Origin of the sequence: Jeotgalibacillus campisalis (assembly GCF_000829515.1) — a bacterium.
Taxonomy (GTDB): Bacteria; Bacillota; Bacilli; order Bacillales; family Jeotgalibacillaceae; genus Jeotgalibacillus; species Jeotgalibacillus campisalis.
Genome location: NZ_JXRR01000017.1, coordinates 149,965 through 175,332, shown reverse-complemented (window position 1 = coordinate 175,332; position 25,368 = coordinate 149,965). Strand labels below are relative to the sequence as shown.

General features: G+C 39.5%; 28 protein-coding genes. 22 read left to right on the top strand and 6 right to left on the bottom strand.

From position 1 onward, the window contains the following. Position 1: 1 nt before the first annotated feature. The 4 genes from KR50_RS13205 (at position 2) to KR50_RS18000 (ending at position 3,610) form a co-directional block, all read left to right on the top strand. Complete coding sequence (locus KR50_RS13205; RefSeq protein WP_041059534.1) at positions 2-1,285, top strand: peptidase U32 family protein; 1,284 nt, start codon at positions 2-4, stop codon at positions 1,283-1,285. Further along, positions 1,282-1,917: a uridine kinase gene (gene udk, locus KR50_RS13200; protein ID WP_041059531.1), complete on the top strand. Its 636-nt coding sequence runs from the start codon at positions 1,282-1,284 to the stop codon at positions 1,915-1,917. The genes KR50_RS13205 and udk overlap by 4 nt, the downstream gene beginning before the upstream one ends. A 132-nt stretch (positions 1,918-2,049) precedes the next feature. Then, positions 2,050-2,526: a transcription elongation factor GreA gene (gene greA, locus KR50_RS13195; protein ID WP_041059530.1), complete on the top strand. Its 477-nt coding sequence runs from the start codon at positions 2,050-2,052 to the stop codon at positions 2,524-2,526. A 208-nt stretch (positions 2,527-2,734) separates the two neighbouring features. Continuing rightward, positions 2,735-3,610 (top strand): DUF1510 family protein, encoded by an 876-nt coding sequence (locus KR50_RS18000; RefSeq protein ID WP_052477100.1) that lies wholly within the window; start codon positions 2,735-2,737, stop codon positions 3,608-3,610. 120 nt (positions 3,611-3,730) lie between these two features. On the opposite strand, the gene KR50_RS13185 is transcribed toward KR50_RS18000, so the two are convergent. Further along, a complete protein-coding gene (locus tag KR50_RS13185) occupies positions 3,731-3,934 on the bottom strand; it encodes a DUF2536 family protein (protein WP_041059527.1) in 204 nt (67 codons plus the stop codon). Positions 3,935-4,063: 129 nt separating this feature from the next. On the opposite strand from KR50_RS13185, the gene mtnN reads away from it, so the two are divergent. Then, positions 4,064-4,777: a 5'-methylthioadenosine/S-adenosylhomocysteine nucleosidase gene (gene mtnN, locus KR50_RS13180; protein ID WP_041059525.1), complete on the top strand. Its 714-nt coding sequence runs from the start codon at positions 4,064-4,066 to the stop codon at positions 4,775-4,777. A 4-nt stretch (positions 4,778-4,781) separates the two neighbouring features. Here the strand turns inward: mtnN and sigK are convergent, their stop codons facing one another. From sigK to sda, 3 genes are all read right to left on the bottom strand, one after another. Next, positions 4,782-5,495: an RNA polymerase sporulation sigma factor SigK gene (sigK, locus tag KR50_RS13175; protein ID WP_041059521.1), complete on the bottom strand. Its 714-nt coding sequence runs from the start codon at positions 5,493-5,495 to the stop codon at positions 4,782-4,784. A 281-nt stretch (positions 5,496-5,776) separates the two neighbouring features. Beyond that, complete coding sequence (gene pssA / locus KR50_RS13170) at positions 5,777-6,316, bottom strand: CDP-diacylglycerol--serine O-phosphatidyltransferase (protein ID WP_041059518.1); 540 nt, start codon at positions 6,314-6,316, stop codon at positions 5,777-5,779. A gap of 819 nt (positions 6,317-7,135) precedes the next feature. Next, positions 7,136-7,264 carry a sporulation histidine kinase inhibitor Sda gene (sda, locus tag KR50_RS18325; RefSeq protein ID WP_084215598.1) on the bottom strand — a complete coding sequence of 43 codons (129 nt, stop codon included), beginning with the start codon at positions 7,262-7,264 and terminating at the stop codon, positions 7,136-7,138. A gap of 291 nt (positions 7,265-7,555) precedes the next feature. Here sda and KR50_RS13165 point away from each other — a divergent pair, with 291 nt between their 5' ends. From KR50_RS13165 to KR50_RS13115, 11 genes are all read left to right on the top strand, one after another. Further along, complete coding sequence (locus tag KR50_RS13165; RefSeq protein ID WP_041059512.1) at positions 7,556-8,077, top strand: YqeG family HAD IIIA-type phosphatase; 522 nt, start codon at positions 7,556-7,558, stop codon at positions 8,075-8,077. Next, on the top strand, positions 8,059-9,180 hold the full coding sequence (yqeH, locus tag KR50_RS13160; protein ID WP_156969527.1) for a ribosome biogenesis GTPase YqeH: 1,122 nt from the start codon (positions 8,059-8,061) through the stop codon (positions 9,178-9,180). Before KR50_RS13165 ends, yqeH begins: the two co-directional genes overlap by 19 nt. 17 nt (positions 9,181-9,197) lie before the next feature. Next, complete coding sequence (gene aroE / locus KR50_RS13155) at positions 9,198-10,043, top strand: shikimate dehydrogenase (RefSeq protein WP_041059507.1); 846 nt, start codon at positions 9,198-9,200, stop codon at positions 10,041-10,043. Further along, positions 10,037-10,336 carry a ribosome assembly RNA-binding protein YhbY gene (gene yhbY / locus KR50_RS13150; RefSeq protein WP_041059504.1) on the top strand — a complete coding sequence of 100 codons (300 nt, stop codon included), beginning with the start codon at positions 10,037-10,039 and terminating at the stop codon, positions 10,334-10,336. Before aroE ends, yhbY begins: the two co-directional genes overlap by 7 nt. Next, positions 10,336-10,911 carry a nicotinate-nucleotide adenylyltransferase gene (locus KR50_RS13145; protein ID WP_041059501.1) on the top strand — a complete coding sequence of 192 codons (576 nt, stop codon included), beginning with the start codon at positions 10,336-10,338 and terminating at the stop codon, positions 10,909-10,911. Before yhbY ends, KR50_RS13145 begins: the two co-directional genes overlap by 1 nt. Beyond that, positions 10,901-11,485, top strand: a complete 585-nt coding sequence (gene yqeK / locus KR50_RS13140) for a bis(5'-nucleosyl)-tetraphosphatase (symmetrical) YqeK (RefSeq protein WP_041059498.1) — start codon at positions 10,901-10,903, stop codon at positions 11,483-11,485. Before KR50_RS13145 ends, yqeK begins: the two co-directional genes overlap by 11 nt. Next, positions 11,472-11,825 (top strand): ribosome silencing factor, encoded by a 354-nt coding sequence (gene rsfS / locus KR50_RS13135; RefSeq protein WP_041059494.1) that lies wholly within the window; start codon positions 11,472-11,474, stop codon positions 11,823-11,825. Before yqeK ends, rsfS begins: the two co-directional genes overlap by 14 nt. After that, a complete protein-coding gene (locus KR50_RS13130) occupies positions 11,825-12,574 on the top strand; it encodes a class I SAM-dependent DNA methyltransferase (protein WP_041059491.1) in 750 nt (249 codons plus the stop codon). Before rsfS ends, KR50_RS13130 begins: the two co-directional genes overlap by 1 nt. A 144-nt stretch (positions 12,575-12,718) precedes the next feature. Next, positions 12,719-13,345, top strand: a complete 627-nt coding sequence (locus tag KR50_RS13125) for a helix-hairpin-helix domain-containing protein (RefSeq protein WP_052477098.1) — start codon at positions 12,719-12,721, stop codon at positions 13,343-13,345. 42 nt (positions 13,346-13,387) lie between these two features. Then, a complete protein-coding gene (locus tag KR50_RS13120; RefSeq protein WP_041059489.1) occupies positions 13,388-13,864 on the top strand; it encodes a ComE operon protein 2 in 477 nt (158 codons plus the stop codon). Beyond that, positions 13,864-16,140: a DNA internalization-related competence protein ComEC/Rec2 gene (locus KR50_RS13115; protein WP_052477096.1), complete on the top strand. Its 2,277-nt coding sequence runs from the start codon at positions 13,864-13,866 to the stop codon at positions 16,138-16,140. The genes KR50_RS13120 and KR50_RS13115 overlap by 1 nt, the downstream gene beginning before the upstream one ends. A 130-nt stretch (positions 16,141-16,270) precedes the next feature. On the opposite strand, the gene KR50_RS18320 is transcribed toward KR50_RS13115, so the two are convergent. Beyond that, positions 16,271-16,405, bottom strand: coding sequence for a YqzM family protein (locus KR50_RS18320; protein WP_041059486.1), 135 nt, complete (start codon positions 16,403-16,405; stop codon positions 16,271-16,273). A 296-nt stretch (positions 16,406-16,701) separates the two neighbouring features. On the opposite strand from KR50_RS18320, the gene holA reads away from it, so the two are divergent. Next, positions 16,702-17,724: a DNA polymerase III subunit delta gene (gene holA, locus KR50_RS13105; RefSeq protein WP_041059483.1), complete on the top strand. Its 1,023-nt coding sequence runs from the start codon at positions 16,702-16,704 to the stop codon at positions 17,722-17,724. Positions 17,725-17,968: 244 nt separating this feature from the next. Here the strand turns inward: holA and rpsT are convergent, their stop codons facing one another. Next, complete coding sequence (gene rpsT, locus KR50_RS13100) at positions 17,969-18,223, bottom strand: 30S ribosomal protein S20 (RefSeq protein WP_041059480.1); 255 nt, start codon at positions 18,221-18,223, stop codon at positions 17,969-17,971. 281 nt (positions 18,224-18,504) lie between these two features. Between rpsT and gpr the strand changes: the two genes are divergently transcribed. The 5 genes from gpr (at position 18,505) to hrcA (ending at position 25,262) form a co-directional block, all read left to right on the top strand. After that, complete coding sequence (gpr, locus tag KR50_RS13095; RefSeq protein WP_041059468.1) at positions 18,505-19,584, top strand: GPR endopeptidase; 1,080 nt, start codon at positions 18,505-18,507, stop codon at positions 19,582-19,584. A 256-nt stretch (positions 19,585-19,840) separates the two neighbouring features. Beyond that, complete coding sequence (gene spoIIP / locus KR50_RS13090; protein ID WP_052477094.1) at positions 19,841-20,962, top strand: stage II sporulation protein P; 1,122 nt, start codon at positions 19,841-19,843, stop codon at positions 20,960-20,962. 91 nt (positions 20,963-21,053) lie between these two features. Then, a complete protein-coding gene (gene lepA / locus KR50_RS13085; RefSeq protein WP_041059466.1) occupies positions 21,054-22,883 on the top strand; it encodes a translation elongation factor 4 in 1,830 nt (609 codons plus the stop codon). A gap of 108 nt (positions 22,884-22,991) precedes the next feature. Further along, complete coding sequence (hemW, locus tag KR50_RS13080) at positions 22,992-24,137, top strand: radical SAM family heme chaperone HemW (protein ID WP_041059462.1); 1,146 nt, start codon at positions 22,992-22,994, stop codon at positions 24,135-24,137. A gap of 81 nt (positions 24,138-24,218) precedes the next feature. After that, the gene (gene hrcA, locus KR50_RS13075; protein WP_041059459.1) at positions 24,219-25,262 is read left to right on the top strand and encodes a heat-inducible transcriptional repressor HrcA; all 1,044 of its coding nucleotides are present in this window, start codon (positions 24,219-24,221) and stop codon (positions 25,260-25,262) included. Positions 25,263-25,368: the final 106 nt, after the last annotated feature.

Below are 25,368 nucleotides of genomic sequence, written 5' to 3'. Positions count from 1 at the left end.
GATGGCAACAACCAGGAATGATAAAATTTCATCAATCATTGATGGAAAGCGCGTCATCGTAAAAAAACCTGAATTACTCGCTCCTGCCGGGAATCTTGAAAAGCTAAAAATTGCCGTCCATTACGGTGCGGATGCTGTATTTATTGGCGGACAGGAATACGGACTTCGTTCGAACGCTGATAACTTTACACTCGAAGAAATGAAAGAAGGAGTCGAGTTTGCGAAGACATATGGAGCGAAAATTTATGTTACAACCAATATTTTTGCTCACAATGAAAATGTAGACGGCCTCGAGGAGTATCTCCGTGGAATTGCTTCTGCCGGCGTGGCAGGTATTATTGTAGCGGATCCTTTGATTATTGAAACGTGCAAGCGTGTAGCGCCTGAGGTGGAAGTACATTTAAGCACCCAGCAATCTCTTTCAAACTGGAAAGCAGTTCAATTTTGGAAAGAAGAAGGTCTTCACCGGGTAGTCTTAGCACGGGAAACAAGCGGCGATGAAATTCGGGAAATGAAAGAAAAGGTAGAGATTGAAATCGAAAGTTTTATCCACGGTGCAATGTGCATCGCTTACAGCGGCAGATGCGTGCTGAGCAATCATATGACTGCAAGAGACTCAAATAGAGGCGGCTGCTGTCAATCATGCCGTTGGGATTATGATTTGTATGAGAGGGAAGATGGAGAAGAAAAGGCTCTTTATAGTGAGAATGATGCAGCCTTTGCTATGAGCCCCAAAGACTTAAAGCTCATAGAATCCATACCGAGAATGATTGAAATTGGCGTTGACAGTTTAAAAATTGAAGGCCGGATGAAATCCATTCACTATATTGCTACAGTAGTCAGTGTTTATCGAAAAGTAATTGATGCTTATTGTGAAGATCCTGCAGATTTTAAAATAAAGCAGGAATGGCTGGATGAACTCGATAAATGTGCTAACCGAGAAACAGCAACAGCTTTTTTTGAAGGCGTACCCGGACATGAGGAACAAATGTTTGGCGAGCACGGCAAGAAGACTGCTTTTGATTTTGCAGGCTATGTTTTGGATTACAATGAAGAATCTAAAATCGTTACACTTCAGCAGAGAAATTATTTTAAACCTGGTCAGGAAGTAGAATTTTTTGGTCCTGATATGGACAACTTCTCACAGAAAGTAGATAAAATTTGGGATATGAAGGGCAATGAACTAGAAGCAGCCCGTCACCCACTACAACTAATACAATTTAAAGTTGAGCGACCTCTGCGTGCGCACAACATGATGCGAAAGGAGCTCGTTTCAAGACCATGAGAAATAAACCAGTAGTAATCGGCGTGGCCGGAGGTTCTGGATCAGGTAAAACTTCAGTAACCAAAGCAATCTACGATTTTTTCCAAGGGCATTCGATTGCCATGATTGAACAGGATTATTATTACAGGGATCAAAGAGATATACCATATGAAGAGCGTTTGGAAACGAATTATGATCATCCTTTGGCATTTGATAATGATCTTTTAATTGAGCATATTAAAACGCTTCAGAAAAGAGAACCTATCGAAAAACCCGTTTATGACTATACTGTGCATACAAGAGGAGACCGGACGATACCGGTAGAACCCAAAGATGTTATTATTCTTGAAGGCATTCTAGTGCTGGAGGATGAACGGCTGCGAAATTTGATGGATATAAAACTTTACGTGGATACTGACTCAGACCTCCGTATTATAAGGAGGCTTCTGCGGGATATAAATGAAAGAGGCCGTACGATCGATTCTGTAGTTGACCAGTATATCAATGTAGTCAGACCTATGCATAATCAATTTATCGAACCCACTAAACGATACGCCGATATTATCATACCTGAAGGCGGCCAAAATCATGTGGCTATTGATCTTATGGTAACGAAAATTCAAACGATTCTTGAACAAAAGTCAATTGTGTAATATGATAGCAAAGAATGTAAAGGGGATTCCACAATTTCCCCTTTTATCACTTACTTCATAAAAGAGGTAGTGAACACATAGCATGTCAAAGAAGAAAAATTGGTTTTTATGCATTTAAAGGAGTGAAGGGTTTTGTCAAAAGAAAAAGTATTTCCGATGACCCAAGCGGGAAAAGAAAAGCTTGAACAAGAATTGGAACAATTAAAATCTGTAAAACGTAAAGAAGTGGTGGAGCGCATCAAAATCGCTCGAAGCTTTGGGGATTTATCAGAGAACTCAGAATACGATTCAGCCAAAGAAGAACAAGCCTTTGTAGAGGGACGCATATCCACGCTTGAAGCTATGGTCCGTAATGCGAAAATTATTGAAGAAGACGGTTTGTTAGATGGCATTGTAGCGCTTGGAAAAACGGTTACGTTTGTAGAAATGCCTAATGGCGATGAAGAAGCATATACCATCGTCGGAAGTGCAGAAGCGGACCCATTTGAGGGGCGAATATCAAATGATTCCCCTATCGCAAAAAGTCTCCTTGGAAAAGTGGTAGGCGATAAAGTAAAAGTTCAAACACCAGGCGGGGATATGGACGTTAAAATTGTTTCAATTAAATAATTTTTCCTTATGATACTCCGGATGAAGTCTGTTCATCCGGAGTTTTTTTTGAAACCTTCTAGGACCCTCTTCCGTCTAACTGAGCAAACAGGTCTACTTTCCTAGATAGCAAAGGGGGAGCTATTTCACTTGGCTATTTCATGTATAGGCATGTTATGCTTGTTTAGATTCTTTTTTCTTACAGACACCATATACAGGAGTGATAAAAATGTCTAAGGACAAGTATTCAAGATTAAAGCTTCAGGAAAAGAAACGCAAAAGTAATCTGGTCCTTAATTCTGCAATTGCAGTAGTAGTTGGATTAATTGTTATAATTGGTTCTTTTATATTTTTTAATAATGAGGATTCTAATATTGCTTCAGAAGATGAGGAACAATCGATTGCAGAGCAGCATTTACAGTCAAATCAGTCTGAGGATGAGAACAGCGATTCATCTGATCAAGGGAGCAGTGAAGAAACAAAACAAGAAAGCGAATCAGTCTCACTAAAAGAAGCTGAAGAAAAGGCTGAAGAGCAGGCCAAAAAAGAAGCTGAAGAAAAGGCTGAAGAAGAGCAGGCTAAGAAAGAAGCTGAAAAAAAGGCTGAAGAAGAGGCAAAGCTAGAAGAAGAGCGTAAGGAAAAAGAAAAAAGAGAAGAAGAACGTAAGGAAAAAGAAAAAAGAGAAGAACGTAAAGAAGAAGAACGAAAAGAAAAAGAGCGAAAAGAAACAGAGGAAGAAGAAGAATCTAATTCAGAATCCGGTTCTGTTGCAACAAATCCAAGTAATGACCCCGAAGTAGAAGAAGTAATAAAAAATAAAAATTGGAAACCAGTCGGAACGTCTCAGACAGGCGCACATGCATCATCTTATGATGAAGGCACTGTAGACTGGGATGAAAAAGTCGAAGCCATATCCTACGCCACAGGAATCAGTGCCAGTGATATGACCATTTGGTTTATTGGCAACCATGAAGGGAGTCCTCAAAAATCTGTAGGGACCGTTTCCTCTTCTGGTTCACAAACAAAGTATCGGGTATACCTCGAATGGATTGATGGGCAAGGCTGGAAACCAGTGAAAATGGAAAAGCTCGTACCTGGAGCCTGATAGATCAAAAACCAAGACTGAAATGACATTCAGTCTTGGTTTTATTAGTTATCAAGCAATTTAAGCATGCTTATTTATAAGCATGAACATGTGAAACAGGCAAGGTCCCCTGTATAGCTGCTATTTAGCCTTGAAATGGGCAACTGCTGTATAAAGGGTCCTTCCTTTATTATCAAGTAGTACAGCATGAGAGACTGAATGAAGCTGGAGCATGATTGCGTGATTCTGTTCAATTTTAACCTCAATCTTTCTCTCAAGTTCATTAAGTACATAAGCCTCAAAAAATTCCACTTTATCTTGGATAAGCTCTATTTGAAATGACATATCTATTTCCTCCCTAAACTGATCATGCTTTTATATTTTACCACGGCTTGGGAGAAATGAGTTTGAATTATAGAGATTCGTGTGGTAAAGTCAAGTCAGTTTTGATTATTTGTGAGATGAGGGAAAAACATGAAAATAGGTGTCATTGGTGCAATGGAAGAAGAAGTAGCGTTACTGCGCTCAAAGATACAAGAGCCGGTAACAATTGTTATAGCAAATAGTGAATTTACCAGCGGAAAAATCAGTAATACTGAAGTAGTGCTTGTAAAAAGTGGAATAGGGAAAGTAAATGCTTCCATGACCACCACCATACTACAGGAACGATATCAGCCGGACATCATTATAAATACAGGGTCTGCAGGTGGTTTTAACCCTGCTTTAAACGTAGGAGATATCGTCATTTCTACGGAAGTCCGCCACCACGATGTAGATGTCACTGCATTTGGATATGAGTATGGCCAGGTGCCTAATCTTCCAGCTGCATTTGAAGCACATCCCTCTCTGCTGGCAATCGCGTCTGAACAGGCAGCAACGATTAAAGACATTCAAACGATTAATGGATTAATTGCCACTGGAGATTCCTTTATGAATGATCCTGAAAAAGTTGAACCGCTTCGAAACAGATTTATTAATCTGCAGGCGCTTGAAATGGAAGCCGCTTCAATTGCACAAGTAGCGCATCAATATAATACGCCTTTTGTAATTATCCGATCACTTTCAGATATTGCCGGAAAAGAATCCAATGTATCTTTTGATCAGTACTTGGAGAAAGCAGCCGTAAATTCTGCTAATCTTGTATTGGCCATCATCCAAAATGTCTCTGGTAAGCATTTTGAAAAATAAGCTGTCAGGAATCTTCGGTCAGCCGTTCTTCCTGTGAAAACTCATGAAATAGCTTCATTAAAGCCCTTTTTTCAATTCGTGAAACGTAGCTTCTTGAAATGCCAAGCTCTTTGGCAATTTCACGCTGCGTTTTTTCTTCTAAACCATCTAAACCAAACCGCTGTGTAATGACATCTTTTTCGCGGGGTTCGAGTGACTTAATAAACGATCTGACTTTTTCCTGATTCATTTTATTATGAATTAATTGATCAAGCTCATCTTCTTCTCCTCGTAAAACGTCGATAAGACTTATGGCATTTCCATCTTTATCTTCACCGATTGGATCATTAAGAGAGACATCTTTTTTCACTTTTTTCAAAGACCTTAAAAACATAAGGATCTCATTTTCGATGCATCGTGCTGCATAAGTTGCCAATTTTGTTCCTTTTTCAAAGGAATAGCTTTCAATTGCTTTTATCAGACCAATGGTACCGATGGAAATTAAATCTTCATTGGATTCCCCTGTATTTTCAAATTTCTTCACGATGTGAGCCACCAGTCGGAGGTTATGTTCAATTAATATTCTTCTTGCTTCATCATCACCCTTAAGTGTTCTTTCAATCATTTCTTTTTCTTTTTCTTTAGAAAGAGGCTGAGGAAATGCATTCTGCTTAAAATAGCCCATTAAAGCGGTTCCATCGCCTATTGCCATTAAAAGTGCCAATAAGATACTGGACAAAATTTGACCCCCTTTCACGTCTTTATTAGACTATATGAAAGGTTAAAGAGAAACTTGCCAGTCCACACGTAATCGGCCTCAGCTTCTTTGCATTTTTGAACATTCGATCTAACTGACCGGCGAATGCTCCAACTAGTTTAGACCAGCGGAAAGGCTTTTATCTTTTAGAGGAATCGTGTATGATCCAATTATTTTAAAAATCTACAAACAAACCAATTTAAATGGAAGGGAGTTTAGGAATAACGTAAAAAAGCAGCCTGTAAATATAGGCTACTTTTTACTTACATTTTTTTAATTCTAAGAGGACTAACCATAAGAAGTGATAAAACAAAAATGATTGTAATTAGCGAAGCGGCACTAAGCAGAGGTGTGGCAAGAAAACTTAAAGCAAGAAGGCATCCTGCAGCTGTTATAGGAAGTCCTTCGAAATAAGGCGAAGGCTCCTTGGAGTTAAACCGTGCTAATCTGTAGGCACCGCATCCTATATAAAAAACGGTAAGTACCATACCGCTGACTCCGTAATCATGCAAAAATGAATGATAAAGTAAGAGTGCAGGTGCTACACCAAACGACACAAGGTCACTCATGGAGTCTAACTGCCGACCCAGCTCGGATTCAATTCCTAAAAGTCTTGCTGCCATGCCATCAAATCGATCCATAAAGGCTGCTATAAAAATTAGGAGTGCCGCTAAAGAAAACTGACCGGCAGTGCTGTATATAGCAGCAAAACCACCAAGGACCAGGTTGGATAAAGTTAAAGCATTTGCTGTTTGAGATTTTACTTTTTTAAAGGTGAAACCAATTACCTGCAATAATGACACGCGGGTCCTCCTCATAACCGTAATTAGTAGTATTATTATTGTAACCTTTTTGTTAAGAATTGTTAAGACTCTAATTACCTCGAAATTTGGAGGAAGGATATGATATGGAGATTATTATTCGGGAAATTTGTCCAAATAACGAACATAATAATAGTTCAGTACATTAAATTTATCTGCGTTATCTCCTTGCAGTACAAAAATAATGACAATTTCCAGACCGTTTTGATGTAAACAATTGAAATTGACTTCATGACAAATAGCTGTTAATTATTATCAGATTTTATTTACTCCCAAAGTTCACTGGACTTGATGGTTTCATGAATTTTAGTACCTGATGACGGCAGAACCGAATTTTAAGAATCGTTCTCGCTGTATGGTGTAAAGTCAAAAAAAAGTGATAACGGTACAATAGAGGTATTTGAGCTATGCGAAGAAGGGGAATGGCGGAGAAGAGAATCATTGTTGTATACACATCAATCTGATCGATCATCTGTAACAGGTGGCAAGGGAGCACGGCATTTAATTCAAACAGCCTGTCCAGACAACCATATGGTGTTCCTCTTAAAGAACGGACTGTGATCAGAATCTCTCTGATGACGTCTGAGTTTTCGACATTGCTTAGGTATTGTGTCTTTAGTGAATCAGGGCGGTGTTGTAAACTTAATTAGAAAACACACGTAAGAACAGGGGAAAAAAGGTGAATTAGAGCTGCCGCAGTTTGTCACTTGAGTAGTAAAACTTGCTTCTGGAAACAACATAATCCGGAAACCATCTTCAATCATACATGGCATTCAAACGTTTTAATACGTCCTCTGGGGGTTAAAGAGTTAATGTCATCGATCTTTTTTCAATTGCTTCTTGAATAAGTTTGATAAAATCGTCGGATAAGTTAAGTCTTTTTGCTTCTGAGAGAGCCTCCATTAACAAGTGCAATGGTAGTTTGTCCATTGGTATTACTCCTTTCGAATAAGCTGGTAATATTAGATTAGCAGATCGTTTTTGAAAGAACAACTGTTCCTCTTATCCACAGGCTTCAGTGGATAAGCTGTGTGCAACATGTAGATATCTATGTTGTCATCAACAGCATCATAGTAAATTTTACAAGCGAGTTATCCACATTTTTAAAAATTGACAGATTTTGTCGAACGATTCTTCTCATTTAATTTTTTTGAGATGGTTTTGATATCCTTTAAAAGATGCTGTATTATTAGTACTTAAAGCTAAAAGAGGTGAATCGATGTGATTAAATTATTTTTACCCAATGAGTTTGTTGCAAGTGTATTTGAAATTACTCCGCAAAAATTAAAGAATCAGGGAATAAAGGCGATCATCACTGATCTTGATAATACATTGGTGGAATGGGATAGAAAGAATGCCACTCCAAGACTTTTAGAGTGGCTTGAGTCCATGCAGAAAAACGATATTCTCGTTACGATTGTATCTAATAATAATCAGCTAAGGGTCTCTGCTTTTTCAGATCCAATTGGTGTGCCGTTTATTTATCATGCCCGAAAGCCGCGAGGAAAAGCATTCAGACAAGCAATAAAAGATATGAATGTCAGAAAAGAAGAGACGGTTGTGATCGGGGACCAGCTGCTGACAGATGTGTTAGGCGGAAATAGAAATAAACTTTATACGATATTGGTTGTACCGGTTGCGAAAACAGATGGGTTTTTTACTAGAATAAATAGAAGAGTTGAAAGAAGAATTTTAAAATTTTTTAAACGGAAGAATATGATTCAATGGGAGGACCCGAAGTGAGTGAAGTAACGATCAGTTGTATTGGCTGCGGCGTGGAGATTCAAACAGAGGAAAAAGAAGGGATCGGCTATGCTCCGCCTTCAAGTCTCGAAAAAGATCAGATAATTTGTCAGCGCTGTTTCCGATTAAAGCATTACAATGAAGTTCAGGATGTAGCTCTAACAGACGATGATTTCCTGAAAATTTTAAATGGACTCGGACAAGTGGATGCTCTTATTGTAAAAGTTGTAGATATTGTCGATTTTAATGGCAGCTTCTTAAATGGTCTGCACCGTTTTGTCGGAAATAATCCTGTGCTTTTAATAGGCAATAAATCGGATGTTCTTCCTAAGTCGGTAAAGCCGAATAAATTAATTAATTGGATGAAATATGAAGCCAAGCAGCACGGATTAAAGCCGATCGATGTTCTTTTATGCAGTGCAGAAAAAGGTCATCACATAAAAGAAGCGCTTGCTTCAATCGAGAAGCAAAGAAACGGAAAAGATGTTTATATAGTCGGATGTACAAATGTAGGCAAATCTACATTTATAAATCGAGTTATTAAAGAGGTTACAGGAGAACAAGATGTGATAACCACTTCCCAATTTCCTGGGACAACCTTAGATATGATTGAAATACCTTTAGACGACGGGCAGGCCATCATAGATACTCCTGGAATTATCAATCGGGATCAAATGGCGCATGTCATCAATAAAAAGGATCTTAAACAGGTAATACCCAGAAAAGAAATGAAGCCGAAAATCTTTCAATTAAATGAAGAGCAAACTTTGTTTATCGGAGGACTTGCCCGGTTTGATTATCTTAGCGGCGGGAGAAAGTCGTTTACTTGTTATGTTTCTAACGAATTGGAAATTCACAGGACGAAACTTGAAAAAGCCGATGATCTCTATGCCCGTCATAAAGGAGAGCTGCTGTCGCCTCCGCGTGCTGAAGATGCAGAAAGCTTCCCTGAACTCGTGCGTCATGAATTTATGATTAAAGAAGAAAAAATGGACATCGTTTACTCCGGTTTAGGCTGGATTACGATAAATGAAAAAGGAGCAAAAGTAGCTGCTTATGCACCTAAGGGAGTCAGCGTCTTGATAAGAAAATCACTTATTTAACGTCAGGAGGGGAAAAAGTGACGTCATTGTTCGGAGTCATAGGAAATCCGATAGCGCATTCCAGGTCGCCTCATATGCATAATCACTGGTTTGAGGAGGAAGGAATAGATGGAAAATATGTCCCTTTTGAAATTGATCCAAACCGATTAGAAGAAGCAGTAAGAGGAATGAAAGCCCTGAATTTTACCGGCTGGAATGTAACGATTCCTTTTAAAGAAGCAATTATTCCCCTTCTTGATCAGGTTGAAGAAGATGCAAAATTAATTGGTGCTGTTAATACAGTTATAAACCAACAGGGAAAACTGATTGGCAGTAATACAGACGGAGCAGGGTTTGTGGAATCCCTTTATGAAAAGAGAACACTGAAGGAGATTCAGCAATCATCCATCTTGCTTATAGGAGCAGGAGGAGCAGCAAAAGGTATTTTTCACGCTCTTGCTAAGCTCGAACCTGCACATCTTGCTGTTGCTAACCGGACTGAAGAAAGAGCTCTATCTCTGATCCAGTCCATAAAAACCAATAAAAAAGCTCAGGCAATAACAATAAGGGAATGCGAGAAATTGCTCTCAACATTTGACATCGTGATTAATACAACCTCAGTTGGTATGTTTCCTCATGTGGAAAATATGCCAATAGACGTTACCAAAATGAAGAATTGTACACTTGCAGCTGATATTATTTATAATCCGCTTGAGACAGCTTTTCTAAGAGAAGCAAAAAAGCACGGTGCTGACACATTAAACGGTGTAGGGATGTTTGTTCATCAAGGTGCCCTGGCATTCCATCAGTGGACCGGTACAAACCCGGACACAGACAAAGCTGTCAGCAGGATTACAAAACAACTAGGAGGAACATCATGTTAACTGGAAAGCAAAAAAGATTTTTACGAGCAGAGGCACACCATCTTTCACCTATTTTTCAGGTAGGAAAAGGCGGGGTTAATGAAAATATGATTAAGCAGATAGGTGAAGCATTAGAAGCAAGAGAGCTGATTAAAATCAGCATTCTTCAAAATTGTGAACAAGACAAAGATGAAGTAGCAGAAGTGATTTGCGAAGGAACGAATTGTGAGATCGTCCAGCAGATCGGCAGCATCATCGTGGCATACAAAGAGTCCGTAGAAAATAAAAAACTGGAACTTCCTAAGGTCAAATAATGAAACCAAAAAAAGTGGGAATACTCGGAGGAACGTTTAACCCGCTGCATATTGGTCATTTAATTATGGCTAATGAAGCTTATCATGAATTAAAACTCGACGAAGTCAGATTCATGCCAAGTGCAAAACCACCTCATAAGAGCAGGGATTTACAAGTAAAAGATGATCAAAGAATCCGGATGATTCAACTGGCAATAGAAGACATTGAATATTTTAAATTAGAATTAATCGAATTCGAACGCTCAGGTTTGTCCTATACGTATGATACAATTATACAATTAAAGGATATAGAACCTGAAACTGAGTTTATCTTTTTAATTGGCGGAGATATGATTGATTACCTCCCCAGCTGGTATAGAATTGAAGATCTGGTTCATCAGGTTCAATTTGCCGGTTTTGTGCGTCCCGGTTATGAAGGAAAGACTGAATACCCGGTCCTAATGCTTCAATCACCAATGATTGACCTTTCTTCTACATTGATTAGAGATCGGCTCAATAATAAAAAAGATTCTACTTTCTTACTTCCGCAAAAGGTTTATGACTATATAAACATGGAGGGATTATATGAATTGTGAAGAAGCTTTAGTTTATGTAAAAGAGATACTTCCAGAAAGAAGATTTGAGCACACATTAGGTGTCGTGGAAACAGCAAAAGCTTTGGCTGTTAAACATGGAGCAGATGTTAAGCAGGCCGAAATGGCAGCAATTGTGCATGACATTGCAAAGCATCATAGCAGAGACGATATGAAAAAAATTATTGAACAGGAAAAGTTCGATTCCAGGCTGCTGCTTTTCCATCATGAGTTGTGGCATGCACCGGTCGGTTCCTATTTGGCAAAAGTGACCTTAAATATTGAATCACAGGATATATTGAATGCAATCCGCTATCACACAACTGGCAGAGCGGATATGAGCCTGCTTGAAAAAATTATTTATCTTGCTGATTATATTGAACCCGGAAGAAAATTCGCAGGTGTAGAAGAAGTGAGAGCACTTGCATACGACGACCTGGAAAAAGCTCTTAGAAAAGCAGTTAAACAATCCATTTTATTTTTATTACAAAAAAAACAGCGCATCTTTCCTGATACTTTAGAGTGTTATAACGACGTGATGCTACAAAAGGAGAAAAATAAATATGAACCAAACTGAATTATTAAAACTTGCCTATACGGCTGCGGACGATAAACGGGCAGAGGATATTGTTGCGCTAAATATGAATGGAATTTCCTTAATTGCGGATTATTTTGTAATCTGTCACGGAAATTCGGATAAACAGGTTCAGGCGATTGCAAAGGAAGTAAAGGATCGTGCAGAGGAAGATGGCTATGCGATTAAACGCATTGAAGGCTTCGATGAGGCGAGATGGGTGCTTGTAGACCTTGGTGATGTAGTGGTTCACGTGTTTCATAGAGAAGAACGGGACTATTATAAACTTGAAAAGCTATGGGGAGATGCTCCGCTTGAGGATTTGGCGAGCAAAATTAACTAATGAGCTACGGCCGTTTTGCCCATTTTTATGATCATCTAATGAGTGATATGCCATATGATCAATGGACCCGATTTCTATTAGAAAAAAGAGATGAACATGGTACTAAAGGAATCAGATTGCTCGATGTTGGCTGCGGTACCGGAGAATGGACGCTGCAAATTGCGCAAAATGGTTTTGAAGTTACAGGAATTGATCTTTCTGAATCGATGCTTGCTGTCGCCTCACATAAAGCGCAGCAGGCCGGAATCCCCCTATCTCTTTTTCAACAGGATATGGCTGAAGCGGGTGGATTTGACCCTTTTGATATGATAACGATATTTTGTGATTCACTGAACTATCTTGAAACAGAAGAAGAGCTGAAAAAAACACTTCAAAATATGTTCACGCTGTTAAATGATGGTGGTCTGCTTCTATTCGATGTTCATTCACCATTTAAAATACAGGAACAATTTATCAACCAGACATTTACTTACGATGATGGTTCAATCGCTTATATTTGGAATTCCTTTGAAGGAGAATACCCATTAAGCGTGGAACATGAATTATCTTTTTTTGTACTTGACGATCCCAATCAAGATAGGTATCTGCGTTTTGATGAACTTCATAAACAACGGACCTATCCGATTGACTATTATAAATCATTGATTAAAGATGCCGGTTTTAAACTTGTGGCTGTTAATGGGGATTTTTCAACCGCAGCAAGTCCCACAGATACAAGCGAAAGGATCTTTTTTACATGCAGCAAATAATTCTAGTTCATTTCGATGACTTAAAAAGGATGAGAGCCTTCTCATCTTTTTTTTACTTTCTGCTGTTTTTTTAGAAAAAATTATGAAATAATGGTTCTGCCCCTTTCTTTTTCTCCCTGCTTAATCATCAGGAGGGAACATACCATGGTATGGCTCAAAACAAATATTCGTACACTGCTTATTCTTATTCCAGTTTTCCTTATTATCCTCGTATTAGTTAACCCGCTAAATTTTTCTGCCAACAATCCTGTGCCAACCCCATTACCTGCAAATGCTGATATCCAACCACCCAATATGCAAGAGGAAGATGCATCGCTGCCTGCACCTGTATTATCATTGGTTGTAGATGTAAAAGGTGCTGTTCATTCACCCGGAGTCTATGAAATGAAAGAAGGTGACAGAGTGACAGATGTATTAAAGCTTGCAGGGGGAGAAACTCAAGAAGCTGATATGAAAGCTGTCAATTTGTCACAAAGGCTCCAGGACGAAATGGTGATATACGTTCCCTCTGCCGGAGAAGACATGCCGGCTGTTACTTCTTCAACTGGCAGTGAGGCAGGGGAGGCTGGTCAATCTCAAAAAATAAATATTAATACGGCTGATGCATCAGTACTCGAGAACATCCCTGGAGTAGGACCTGCTAAAGCGCAGGCCATAATGGTTTATCGTGAGACAGAAGGGGATTTTAAAACGATAGAAGAAATTAAAAATATTTCCGGCATCGGAGATAAAACCTTTGATAAAATGAAAGAGTCTATTGATGTTAAGTAATGAATAATTAGTCAAGGGAGATTCAGAAAGGAGCAACGTAAAATGGAAAGAATATCATGGGATCAATATTTTATGGCTCAAAGCCATTTGCTAGCACTCAGAAGCACCTGCACCAGACTAGCGGTAGGAGCAACCATCGTCAGGCAGAAACGAATTATAGCAGGAGGGTATAACGGCTCGATTGCTGGAGGAACACACTGTGCGGATGAAGGCTGTTATGTGATCGATCAGCATTGTGTCCGAACGATCCACGCAGAAATGAATGCACTGCTGCAGTGTGCTAAATTTGGAGTACCTACAGAAGAAGCTGAAATTTATGTAACCCATTTCCCCTGTCTTCCTTGTTCAAAAGCCATTATTCAAGCTGGGATTAAAAAATTATATTACTCAGAAGACTATAAAAATCATCCATATGCTATTGAATTATTTGAACAGGCCGGTGTTGAATGTAAACAAGTAAAATTTGATTCCAAGTCCATTGAGCCATTAATAGTAAATCCGGTTCCTGAGATAAACTAATGAAATGGATCACTCCTTGTGCGCTAATGGCTCTCTTGGGAGCTTCTCTGGCGCACTCTCCTCAGTTTGGCGCTTTGCTCATCCCCTTTTATTTACTTGCCTGGAAAAGATATTCACCCAGAACCATTCTTCTTACCGGCATCATATTCATCGCACTTCTCTTCTTTGTTCTAACCACTATTGAAAAATCCAGTCTTCACACGGCTTTAACAGGTAATGAAACTGAACTTCACCTGCGTATTGCTGAACCTCTAAAAACAAATGGCCTAACAGCGCAAGTTCAAGCCACTTCATTAAATGGTGAACAGCTTCAAATCACCTTTATTCTCTCTCCTGAGATCAAACTCCGCGAACTTTCCACACTTTCTCCAACCTTTTGCAAATGGAAAGGAACGTTAAAAGCACCCTCACCTGCAAGAAATCCTTATGCATTTAATTATCAATCCTATCTGAAACAACAAAATATTCATTGGATTTATCAAATTAAAGATCTAGATGCTGCAGAGCAATGTTACGAAATTTCTTTAACCGTAATAGAAAAGCTGCAATTTATCCGGCAAACCGGCATAGAACGTATTGATGGGATTTTTCCTGAAAAGCTTGCTCCTCTTGCAGAAGCTCTGATTTTTGGGTCAAGAGAAAGTATGGATGAGGACTTGCTGGCGGCTTATCAAAAAATAGGTGTAATCCATCTATTAGCTATTTCCGGAATGCATGTAGGCATGATGACGGCGATTTTTTGGTGGCTGTTGCTGCGAATTGGATTCACCAGAGAAAAAGTACGATTGATCCTTTTTACTGGTTTGCCTTTATATGCTCTTTTAACGGGTGCTTCTCCTCCTGTGGTAAGAGCCGTTAGTATGGTTTTAATCGTTCTGCTTTTTTCTTTCTTCACCAAAAGAATCACACTTATGCAAGCGTTGTCTGCGAGCTTTATTATCCAGCTGTCAATCAACCCAATGAGTCTGCTTCAAGTGGGATTTCAGTTAAGCTATGCAGTCAGCTTCACGATCCTTCTTTGTGTACCCTCCATTTTAACCGGGTCTTCAAAGGTGCTCTCCATTTTAAAAGTGTCAGCAGTCTCTCAAATTGGAGCACTGCCAATTTTGCTTTACCATTTCCATGAATTATCAATCGTTTCATTTCTTGTTAACGTAGTTTACATTCCGATCTTTACAGCTTTTTTGCTGCCTGTAATCTTTTTTCTTTATTTACTATCTTTTGCAGCACCTCAGTTCGCATCTTTTGTCTTATTATGGGTCGAGGATGCCGTAATTGCGTTGGACATCGTTACTCTGCATTTAGCTGCTTTTCCTTTTGCTTCCATCGTAGTGGGGCAGCCTTCCATGGTAATGATCTTTATTTATGTATGCGTGACGCTGTACTTGTTTTACCGTATTGAAATCAGCTTATCCATTAAGCCTTTTATTTTTCTTATCCTCCTTATAAGTCTGGACTGGCTTTCAAGCAGATTTAACCCGACAGGCACGGTTTTATTTATTGATGTTGGACAGGGAGACAGTATTTTGATTGATCTTCCGTGGGGGCAAGGTACATATTTAATTGATACGGGAGGAGCAGTACAGTTTGAAAACACAACATTTTCTGTTGGAAAAGACATAGTATGGCCTGTTTTAAAAGGGAAAGGCATCACCTCAGTGGACAAAATAATCCTTACTCACGGAGATTGGGATCATATTGGAGGGACAGCAGATTTAGCCGATTATGTTAAAATCAGCGAAGTGTGGATTTCACCAAACGCACATGAAAAAGAGTCTGTTGAAGAGTTGTTGCAAGATCTGCATAACCGGTCAATTGGAGTGGTTGAAAAAAAAGCTCCTTTATCTTGGGAAACAGGAGAAAGTTATTTTACGCTCGTGTATCCATTTGATGAGGTTTATGAAGGCAATAACGATTCACTGGTGCTATGGGCATCTATAGGGGGATTAACCTGGTTTTTTGCGGGAGATCTTGAAGAGGCGGGGGAATTGGAATTATTAGAACATTATTCTTTAAATGCAAATGTGCTGAAAGTTGGTCATCATGGAAGTAAAAGCTCAACAGCCGAAGAATTTTTAAGGGAGCTTGACCCTGACTATGCGATCATATCAGCGGGAGTGAAGAATCGATACAATCATCCTCATCCTGAAGTTGTTAACAGGCTTGCAGCCCACCGCGTTAAAGTATTTGGTACGCACACTCATGGAGCAATAGAATATCGATTTAGAGGAAAAAAGGGAACATTTAAGTGGATTCTTCCATACGATGAAGAATAAAGAAAATAAAATTAGCAGGTCTTAAAAATGTAAATGGATCCAGTCGCGTAGGCTGATTCTTTCGGGAACATGTCAAAAAATAAAGAATAAAAAAAGAGCCTGCAATATGCCGGCCCTTTTCAAATGAAAATCAAGATCCTACGACTGAGATAATGGTTCCCACAGCGAATAGAACTGTAAAAAAGCCAAAAGATACAACGAACGCTACTCCGGAGTCAATAAGATCGTTTCGTTTTGACTGCACATTATTTTCAAATTCGTTCATAAATACCCCTCCTATTTCTTTTTTAGTATAGATGATGAATAAAAAAAAATCCATACCCAGAAAAGTTTTTTCCTATCCTGGTACCGTTTATCACAAATAGTTCACGTTTTTAAGGTGATAATAACTTCAGGTGCTCCGCTTTACACAGGATTTCCTAGGACCCTGTTTAAAGCGTTCAAATACCCGCTTACGCTGGTGGTCCAGCCTAAGCGGTTCCCTTTACATACGCTTCACTTGTCAAACTCGCGAAAGTTTCTTACGATAGAAACAGGATGTAATGAAATGGAGCGTGCAGGATGATTGTAAAAGAATGGACCGCCATGAAGCAAAAAAGATTTGCGCCCGTATATTTAGTATATGGAGATGAGTCTTTTTTAATAAAGGAAACAAAACAAGTGCTATTGAAACATTCCATTCTTGAGGAAGAAATGGATTTTAATTTTTCCTCCTATGACTTGGAGGACGGGGATACGCTCGAACAGGCGATGGAAGATGCTGAAACTTTTCCCTTTATGGGAGAAAGAAGGCTTGTATTTATTCACAACCCATCGTTTTTAACTGCTGAAAAAAAGAAAGAAAAAGCGGAGCTCAATATAACACCCCTTCAATCGTATTTAGATTCACCAGCCCCTTATACCATTTTAGTATTTATTGCACCGTATGATAAATTGGATGAAAGAAAAAAAATTACAAAGCAACTTAAAAAGACTGCGACTGTTTTAGAAGCAAGAAAATTAAAGGAACATGATATTATTACATGGGTTAAACAGCGGGCTGGACAGGCAGGAGTGCAAATTGAAGATCAGGCGGTAAATAAAATAATCGAATTGGCTGGAACAAATTTATTTCTTCTTTCTGGTGAAATTGACAAACTCGCCCTGTACGCATTTGAGTCAAGTCAAATAACGCAGGAAATGGTGGACAAACTAACCGCAAGATCCATCGAACAAAATGTTTTCGAGCTGATCGATCGTGCGGTACATAACAAAATCGATGAAGCGCTTCGTCTGTATTGGGATTTATTAAAGCAGAAAGAAGAGCCCCTTAAAATTCTTGCGCTTTTATCCGGACAGTTCAGATTGATCTATCAGGTAAAATCACTGGGATCAAAAGGATACGGAGGGCAGCAGATTGCATCGCAGTTGAAAATTCATCCTTTCAGAGTGAAGCTTGCTTCCAAGCATGCACAGGCTTTTACTGATGATCAATTAACCGGCATTATGCTGTCACTCGCTCAATGTGATCTTGAAATGAAATCATCTGGACTGAATAAAGAAATGATTATCGAACTTTTTTTGACCAGACTGCAAAATAGGTAAGAGACTTTAAACAAATGTGCCGCACACTCTGAAAAAACGAGCACTGCCCTTTTTAACAGACGCTCTTTCTCAGGGCATACTACAATACAACTGCACGCATCTCCAATCTTTACTTTGTTCCGTCCCGCAAGTAAAAAGAATGGATGATGTCGTGCGTTTATATTTTTACTGAGTTGTATGACAATATGCAGTATAGAAACACTAAAAAGACCCTCAATAAATGAGGGTCTTTTTGATTTGAAAATTATGCGTTTGCTTTTTTCATTAGGCTCGCTTTTTTGCGGTCCGCGTTGTTTTTGTGGATTAAGCCTTTTTGAGCAGCTTTGTCCACTTGTTTAACAGCGCTTGAAAGAAGTTCAGTTTTATTGTCAGCATTTTCGCTGGCAGCAGTTTCAAAACGTTTAACTGCTGTACGCATAGCTGATTTTTGCTGAATATTCTTTGCTTTGCGTGCTTCACTTGTTTTCGTACGCTTGATAGCAGATTTAATATTTGGCATTCATGTCACCTCCCAAATTGGATCGAGGTTCTATATGACTCGATTTAACAATTCAAACCCGCATACGCGAGTACTAGTTCACTCGCTATGCGAATTACTAGTTTAAAACAAAGTGTTACCTTTACATAAGAACAAGAGATATTTTATCAAAAAGGAAGAGATAATGCAATAGATGTAAAGAAAATTAGTCAGTTTTTAGAACAAAAAGAAAAAGAAATGAAATGAAATGCATGGATTGGTTTTGCTCTGCGAATCCTAAGAAAAAAGGAAGTAGGGATGAAATGATTTCCATGCGCACTGATTTAGCGATTGAAGCTTTTGAAACAGCAGTTGAAGAACAGCTTATTCAAGAGCCTTCAATAAAAAAAGGAATCCAAATAACAGAAGACAAAATTGATCAGTTTACCGTAAGCAAAGTCATTATCGATAAAGACGCAGAAGAATTGCTCGGAAAAAAAGAAGGCCATTACTGGACACTGGAGGTTCCTCAGCTCAGAACACAGGATGAAACACTTCAGCAGTCAATTTCGTTTGCCTTTGAAAAAGTGATCCGGCAGTTTCTTCCCTTATCGCAAATACCTTCTGAAGCACATATTCTGATCGTTGGTTTAGGAAACTGGCAAGTGACGCCCGATTCATTAGGACCCCTTGTTTGTGAGAATGTCTTTATAACAAACCATTTATTTTTACATGAACCTCATGCTGTCGAAAATGGCTATCGCAAGGTATCTGCTATTGCGCCAGGGGTAATGGGGTTAACCGGGATGGAAACCAGCGACATTATTCATGGGATTGTAGAAAAAATTAAACCGGAAGCTGTCATCGTTATTGATGCACTAGCTGCAAGAGCTGTTGAAAGAATTCATGCCACAATACAAATATCCTCAACCGGCATTCAGCCTGGTGCCGGTGTTGGAAATAAAAGAAAAGAAATCAGTTATGAAACGCTCGGAATACCTGTTGTCTCAATCGGAATTCCCACTGTCGTAGATGCCGTAACCATAACGCAGGACACATTGAACTATTATTTAAAAACACTCGGACAGAAACGACGGCAAAAGGGAAATCCCTCAAACTCTCTGTCGGTTGGTGCACTGCCTGGAACTAAGAAATTGACAGATAAGGACGAACCGACAGCAGATGAAAAGAAACTATATCTTGGAATGATGGGTGAATTGGAAGAAGAAGAAAAAAGACAGCTTCTTGAAGAAGTGCTGGCTCCATTAGGGCACAACCTTATTGTTACCCCCAAGGACACTGATTTATTTATGGAACAGGCTGCAAATGTCATTGCAATGGCAATTAACAGTGCTCTTCATGAAAGTCTATCAAATGGTCAGGGATCAACCTTTACTCATTAAGTTCTTCCGTTTTCCATTGTCTGCAGTAAATTGTCTTTAGAGCAATATAATTCTTTAAAGAAGAATGTCCTCACGGAGTATTGATTTTCGTGAAGAGATTCTTTTTTTAGTTCTGATCCAATCTGTGTATCATCAGGTACTGGGCTCTACGGTAAGCCATATAGAGTGTATACATCAATTATGTAAAAGATCTGTTCTTTCATTTATCCACCTGCATAAAGTTAAGAGAGTCTTATTTGAGAGGTGGGGAGAAACGATGAAAAAAACAAAAATGATTCTACTAGAACCCGTTTTATCTAAAACGGTCCATTCCATTGTACGTACTACGTTGTTACTCTTGTCTCTGACGCTTACTGCCATCTCTATGCCGTATGTGCTGAATTGGTCGGATCATTATGCCGATCATTGGCAGAATGGTCTTTCCGAAAAGTGGATGAAAACGTTTGTTCAGATGGAAACTTCTTCTTTAGCAGGAGAGGGCCCGACTGAACTGAATCAATTGTATGAAGATTTTACTCTTGCTGTTTCTGATCCTTCAAGGTGGCTTATTACAGAAGGAATATTATCAAATGATTCCACAGTCTATGCCCAATCGAGTCATGGGTCTGCTTTTCCAGAGCCGTTTGAATCTGTTCCTCCAACTGAATGGTTTTTAAATGGAGAAGAAGAAGACGCCCTTGAACCGGTGACAGAACTACAGGAGAGTCCTGCAGCATCTGTCATTGTTCCAAATAAAGTTCTTTTGTATTTCACTCATTCTAGAGAATCGTTTCTTCCTTATTTGCCGGATACAAAAGATCCTAATAAAGCGCACCATTCCAAAGTAAATATTACTCAAATGGGACCCTATTTAAAATCAGCCTTTGAAAAAAGAGGAGTCGGGACGGTGTCTGATCAAACAGATATAGTAGGAAACCTTAAGGATCAGGGACTCGACTATTATGCCCATGCATACGATGAATCAAGAAAAGTCGTGCAGGCAGTGACTGCCACCACCCCGGGTTTAACCTATCTTGTGGATGTGCACCGGGATTCAGCAAGAAGAGACATAACAGCCCTCGAGCATGAGGGGAAAGTATATGCAAGGGTCGCTTTTGTCGTTGGAGGAGAGCATGCTGAAAGTGATAAAAATTTAGCGCTGGCAAAATTGGTCCACAATAAAATGAACGAAATAATTCCTGGAATCTCCCGCGATGTGTATTTAAAAGAAGGGGCAGGTACGAACGGGAAATTTAATCAGGACCTTTCTGTGAATTCTTTATTGCTTGAACTTGGCGGTGTTGACAATACATTTGAGGAAATGCAGCTATCTGCAGATTTATTTGCTGAAGTACTGTCGGAAATTGTATTGGAAGCTGAAGCTGTCAGCCAGCCCTGATTCAATGTAAACCGTGCGTTGAAACGTTGCTCCGAACCTGTTATACTGTACCCTAGCAGAATTGCGTCGAAAAAACAGGAGTGGACATGGAATGAATCAAGAGCAACGATCTAATAGACAAAAAAACATCCGAAACTTTTCAATTATTGCCCATATTGACCATGGTAAGTCAACATTGGCAGATCGCATTTTAGAAAAAACAAAAGCGTTAACCTCAAGAGAAATGAAAGCCCAGCTTCTGGATTCAATGGATCTTGAACGCGAAAGAGGAATAACGATTAAGCTGAATGCTGTTCAGCTTAAGTATCTGGCAAAAGACGGGGAAGAGTATACATTTCACTTGATTGATACACCAGGACATGTAGATTTCACCTATGAAGTTTCAAGAAGTCTGGCTGCATGTGAAGGAGCAATCCTCGTAGTAGACGCAGCCCAGGGTATTGAAGCACAGACATTGGCGAACGTTTATCTGGCACTCGACAACGACCTTGAAATCCTGCCAGTTATCAATAAAATAGATCTTCCTGCAGCTGATCCTGAGCGGGTGCGCAAGGAAGTGGAAGATGTCATCGGACTGGATGCGTCAGAAGCTGTGCTTGCGTCTGCTAAAGCAGGAATTGGAATAGAAGAGATTTTAGAGCAAATTGTAGAAAAAGTGCCTGCTCCTATAGGAGACCCTGAGGCACCTTTAAAGGCGCTGATTTTTGACTCGTTATATGACCCTTACCGCGGAGTTGTCGCATACATACGGATCGTTGAGGGAATGGTCAAACCTGGGGACAAGATCCGGATGATGGCGACCGGAAAAGAATTTGAAGTAAACGATATCGGAGTCTTTACACCAAAAGCGACTTCGCAGGAAGAACTGTCTGTAGGTGATGTTGGCTATCTGACAGCAGCGATTAAAAACGTAGGAGATACACGCGTCGGGGATACGATCACAAGTGCAGTCAAGCCTACTGCTGAGGCGCTGCCCGGCTACCGGAAAATGAACCCGATGGTTTATTGCGGGCTGTATCCAATCGATACTGCACGCTATGTGGATCTTAGAGAAGCACTTGAAAAGCTTGAACTTAATGATTCGGCCCTTCAGTTTGAACCAGAAACTTCCCAAGCGCTTGGTTTTGGCTTCCGGTGCGGTTTTCTTGGTTTGCTCCATATGGAAATTATCCAGGAAAGAATTGAGCGTGAGTTCAAAATTGATTTGATTACCACCGCTCCAAGTGTTATCTATGACGTGCATCTTGAGGATGGCACACAGATGACGGTGGATAACCCATCCATGATGCCAGAGGCTCAGGCAGTTAATCACGTAGAAGAGCCTTATGTTAAAGCAACCATTATGGTGCCAAACGACTATGTAGGAGCAGTTATGGAGCTTTCTCAAGCTAAGCGAGGAAATTTCATCGATATGCAGTATATGGATGATTCCCGGGTAAACGTCATTTATGAAATGCCATTAGCCGAAATTGTATATGATTTCTTTGATCAGCTTAAGTCAGGTACCAAAGGCTATGCCTCTTTTGACTATGAACTGATTGGCTATAAAGAATCTCAGCTTGTGAAAATGGATATCTTGCTTAATGCTGAAAAAGTGGATGCCTTGAGTTTTATTGTTCATAAAGATTTTGCCTATGAACGCGGAAAAATCATTGTTGAAAAATTAAAAGATCTGATTCCAAGACAACAGTTTGAAGTTCCGATTCAAGCGGCTGTCGGTCAAAAAATTGTGGCGCGGTCAACAATTAAAGCCATGAGAAAAAATGTACTTGCAAAATGTTACGGCGGAGATATTTCCCGTAAACGTAAGCTTCTTGAAAAACAAAAAGCAGGTAAGAAAAGAATGAAAATGGTAGGATCGGTTGAAGTGCCGCAAGAAGCCTTTATGGCCGTTCTTCAAATGGACGATTCAGAAAAGTAAAATCGGCTAAACATGCCATACAGCAGATTTATGAATAAAGCAAACGGGGAGAGTGCTTTGTAATGAAGCGATACTCATCCCCTTTTTGCATGAATAGAGGGTGGAATCATGACAACGGCAGCTTACATTCATATACCTTTTTGCCACCATATTTGTCACTACTGTGATTTCAACAAGGTATTTATGAAAAACCAGCCTGTAGATTTATATATTGAGCGGCTTCTCGAGGAAATCAGAATGCGTACTAATACGAATCAGCAGCCTTTAACAAGTATTTTCGTAGGTGGAGGGACACCTACTGCACTCGATCATGTTCAGCTTGAACAGCTATGCAAGGGGATTGCGGAAATCCTCCCTTTCAGTTCAACCATTGAATATACGTTTGAAGCAAATCCAGGAGATCTTTCTCCTGAAAAAATACAAGTCCTCCGGAAATACGGAGTAAACCGTTTAAGTTTTGGCGTTCAATCGTTTAATGATGAATTACTCCAGAAAATCGGTCGAAATCATAGGGGATCGGATGTTTACAGATCCATTACAGATGCTCAGCAAGCGGGATTTTCAAACATAAGCATTGATTTAATTTATGCACTGCCGACTCAGACACTGACTGATTTTGAAGAAACCCTTGATAAAGCGCTGGATTTAGATCTGCCCCATTACTCAGGCTACTCATTGATTGTGGAACCAAAAACCGTCTTTTACAATTTATTGAGAAAAGGCAAGCTCCCCTTGCCGGGCGAAGAAACGGAAGCCGGGATGTACGAACTGTTGATGAAAAAAATGAAAGAGAGAGGCCTAAATCAATACGAAATCTCTAATTTTTCAAAAAAAGGTTTTGAAAGCCGGCATAATATTGTTTACTGGAATAATGATGAATATTTCGGTTTTGGTGCGGGTGCCCATGGCTATGTGAATGGAATCAGGTATTCAAATATTGGACCTGTTTCAAAGTATATGGAGGCAGTAAGCGACATGCACCTTCCTACAATGAATGAACATTCAGTTCCTGCATTTGAAAAAATGGAGGAAGAAATGTTTCTTGGTCTTAGAAAAACAAAAGGTGTATCAATCAGCAAATTTAACAAAAGATATAATGAGGATTTAGAAGATCGATTTAAAGAGGCAATCCGGGATGCTCAATCAAAGGGTCTTTTAAAGAAAGAAAATAATCACCTTATGCTGACTCATAACGGGAAGTTCTTAGGCAATGAAGTTTTTCAATCTTTTATTGGGATAATTGAAACGAACTAATTGACAGGTAAACGCTGTTTTGGTAAGTTAGTGTTAGATTTAGCACTCGGGGTAACAGAGTGCTAACAGGGGTGATGAACGATGTTAACGGATCGACAATTACTTATTTTGCAAGTGATCATTGATGACTTTATTCGTTCTGCTCAGCCTGTGGGCTCGAGAAGTTTATCCAAAAAGAATGAAATTCAATTTAGTTCAGCTACTGTGCGAAACGAGATGTCTGACTTAGAAGAGATGGGTTTTATTGAAAAAACACACACTTCTTCGGGCAGGGTGCCATCAGAAAAAGGCTATCGATTTTACGTTGACCATATGCTTTCGCCACAAGCACTGCAGCAACAGGATATTTCTCAAATTCATTCGATCTTTGCAGAAAGAATTTATGAAATGGAAAATATTGTTCAGCGATCAGCGAAAATTCTATCTGAATTAACGAATTATACATCGATTGTATTGGGCCCTAATTTACAGGAAAACCGGGTTAAGCAAATCCAAGTGGTCCCGCTGACAGAAGGCACTGCCATCGCTATTATCGTAACGGATACAGGACATGTGGAAAGCCGTCGCTTTTCTTTTCCGAAAGATTTGAAAGCGGAAGATATTGAGCACATGGTGCGTCTGTTAAATGACCGGCTTGTTGGAACACCGCTGATGGAGCTTCACGACCGGCTGTACAAAGAAATGGCTATATTGCTGAAGCGTCATATTGCTAATTACGATTTAATGCTTCAGGCATTCGCAGAAATCATGAATGTTCCGGTGCATGATAAATTATTTTTCGGCGGTAAGATGAATATGATGAACCAGCCTGAATTCAGCGATATTGACAAACTCAGACTGCTTATGGATATGATTGAACGGGAAGATAATTTATACAATCTGATTCGTCCCACTGACGGCATAGGCATACAAGTGAAAATCGGGAAAGAAAATGAAAATGTCGCAATGGAGAATTGTTCATTAATCACCGCTACTTTTCCAATTGCCAGCGGCCAAAAAGGCTCTCTTGCGATTTTAGGTCCAACGAGAATGGAGTATTCCAGAGTCATCAGCCTGTTGAATATGCTCAGCGGTGATTTATCCAAGGCTCTCTCAGATCTTTACGGTAAGTCGCAGGAATCATAACAGCAGCCGGGATTAAGTCAGAAGCAGATTTTTTGCTCTGACTTATCTGCTGACGTTTAAACCTGAGAAAACAGGGAAAAGGTTGTTTGGTTAATAAGCAGGATGA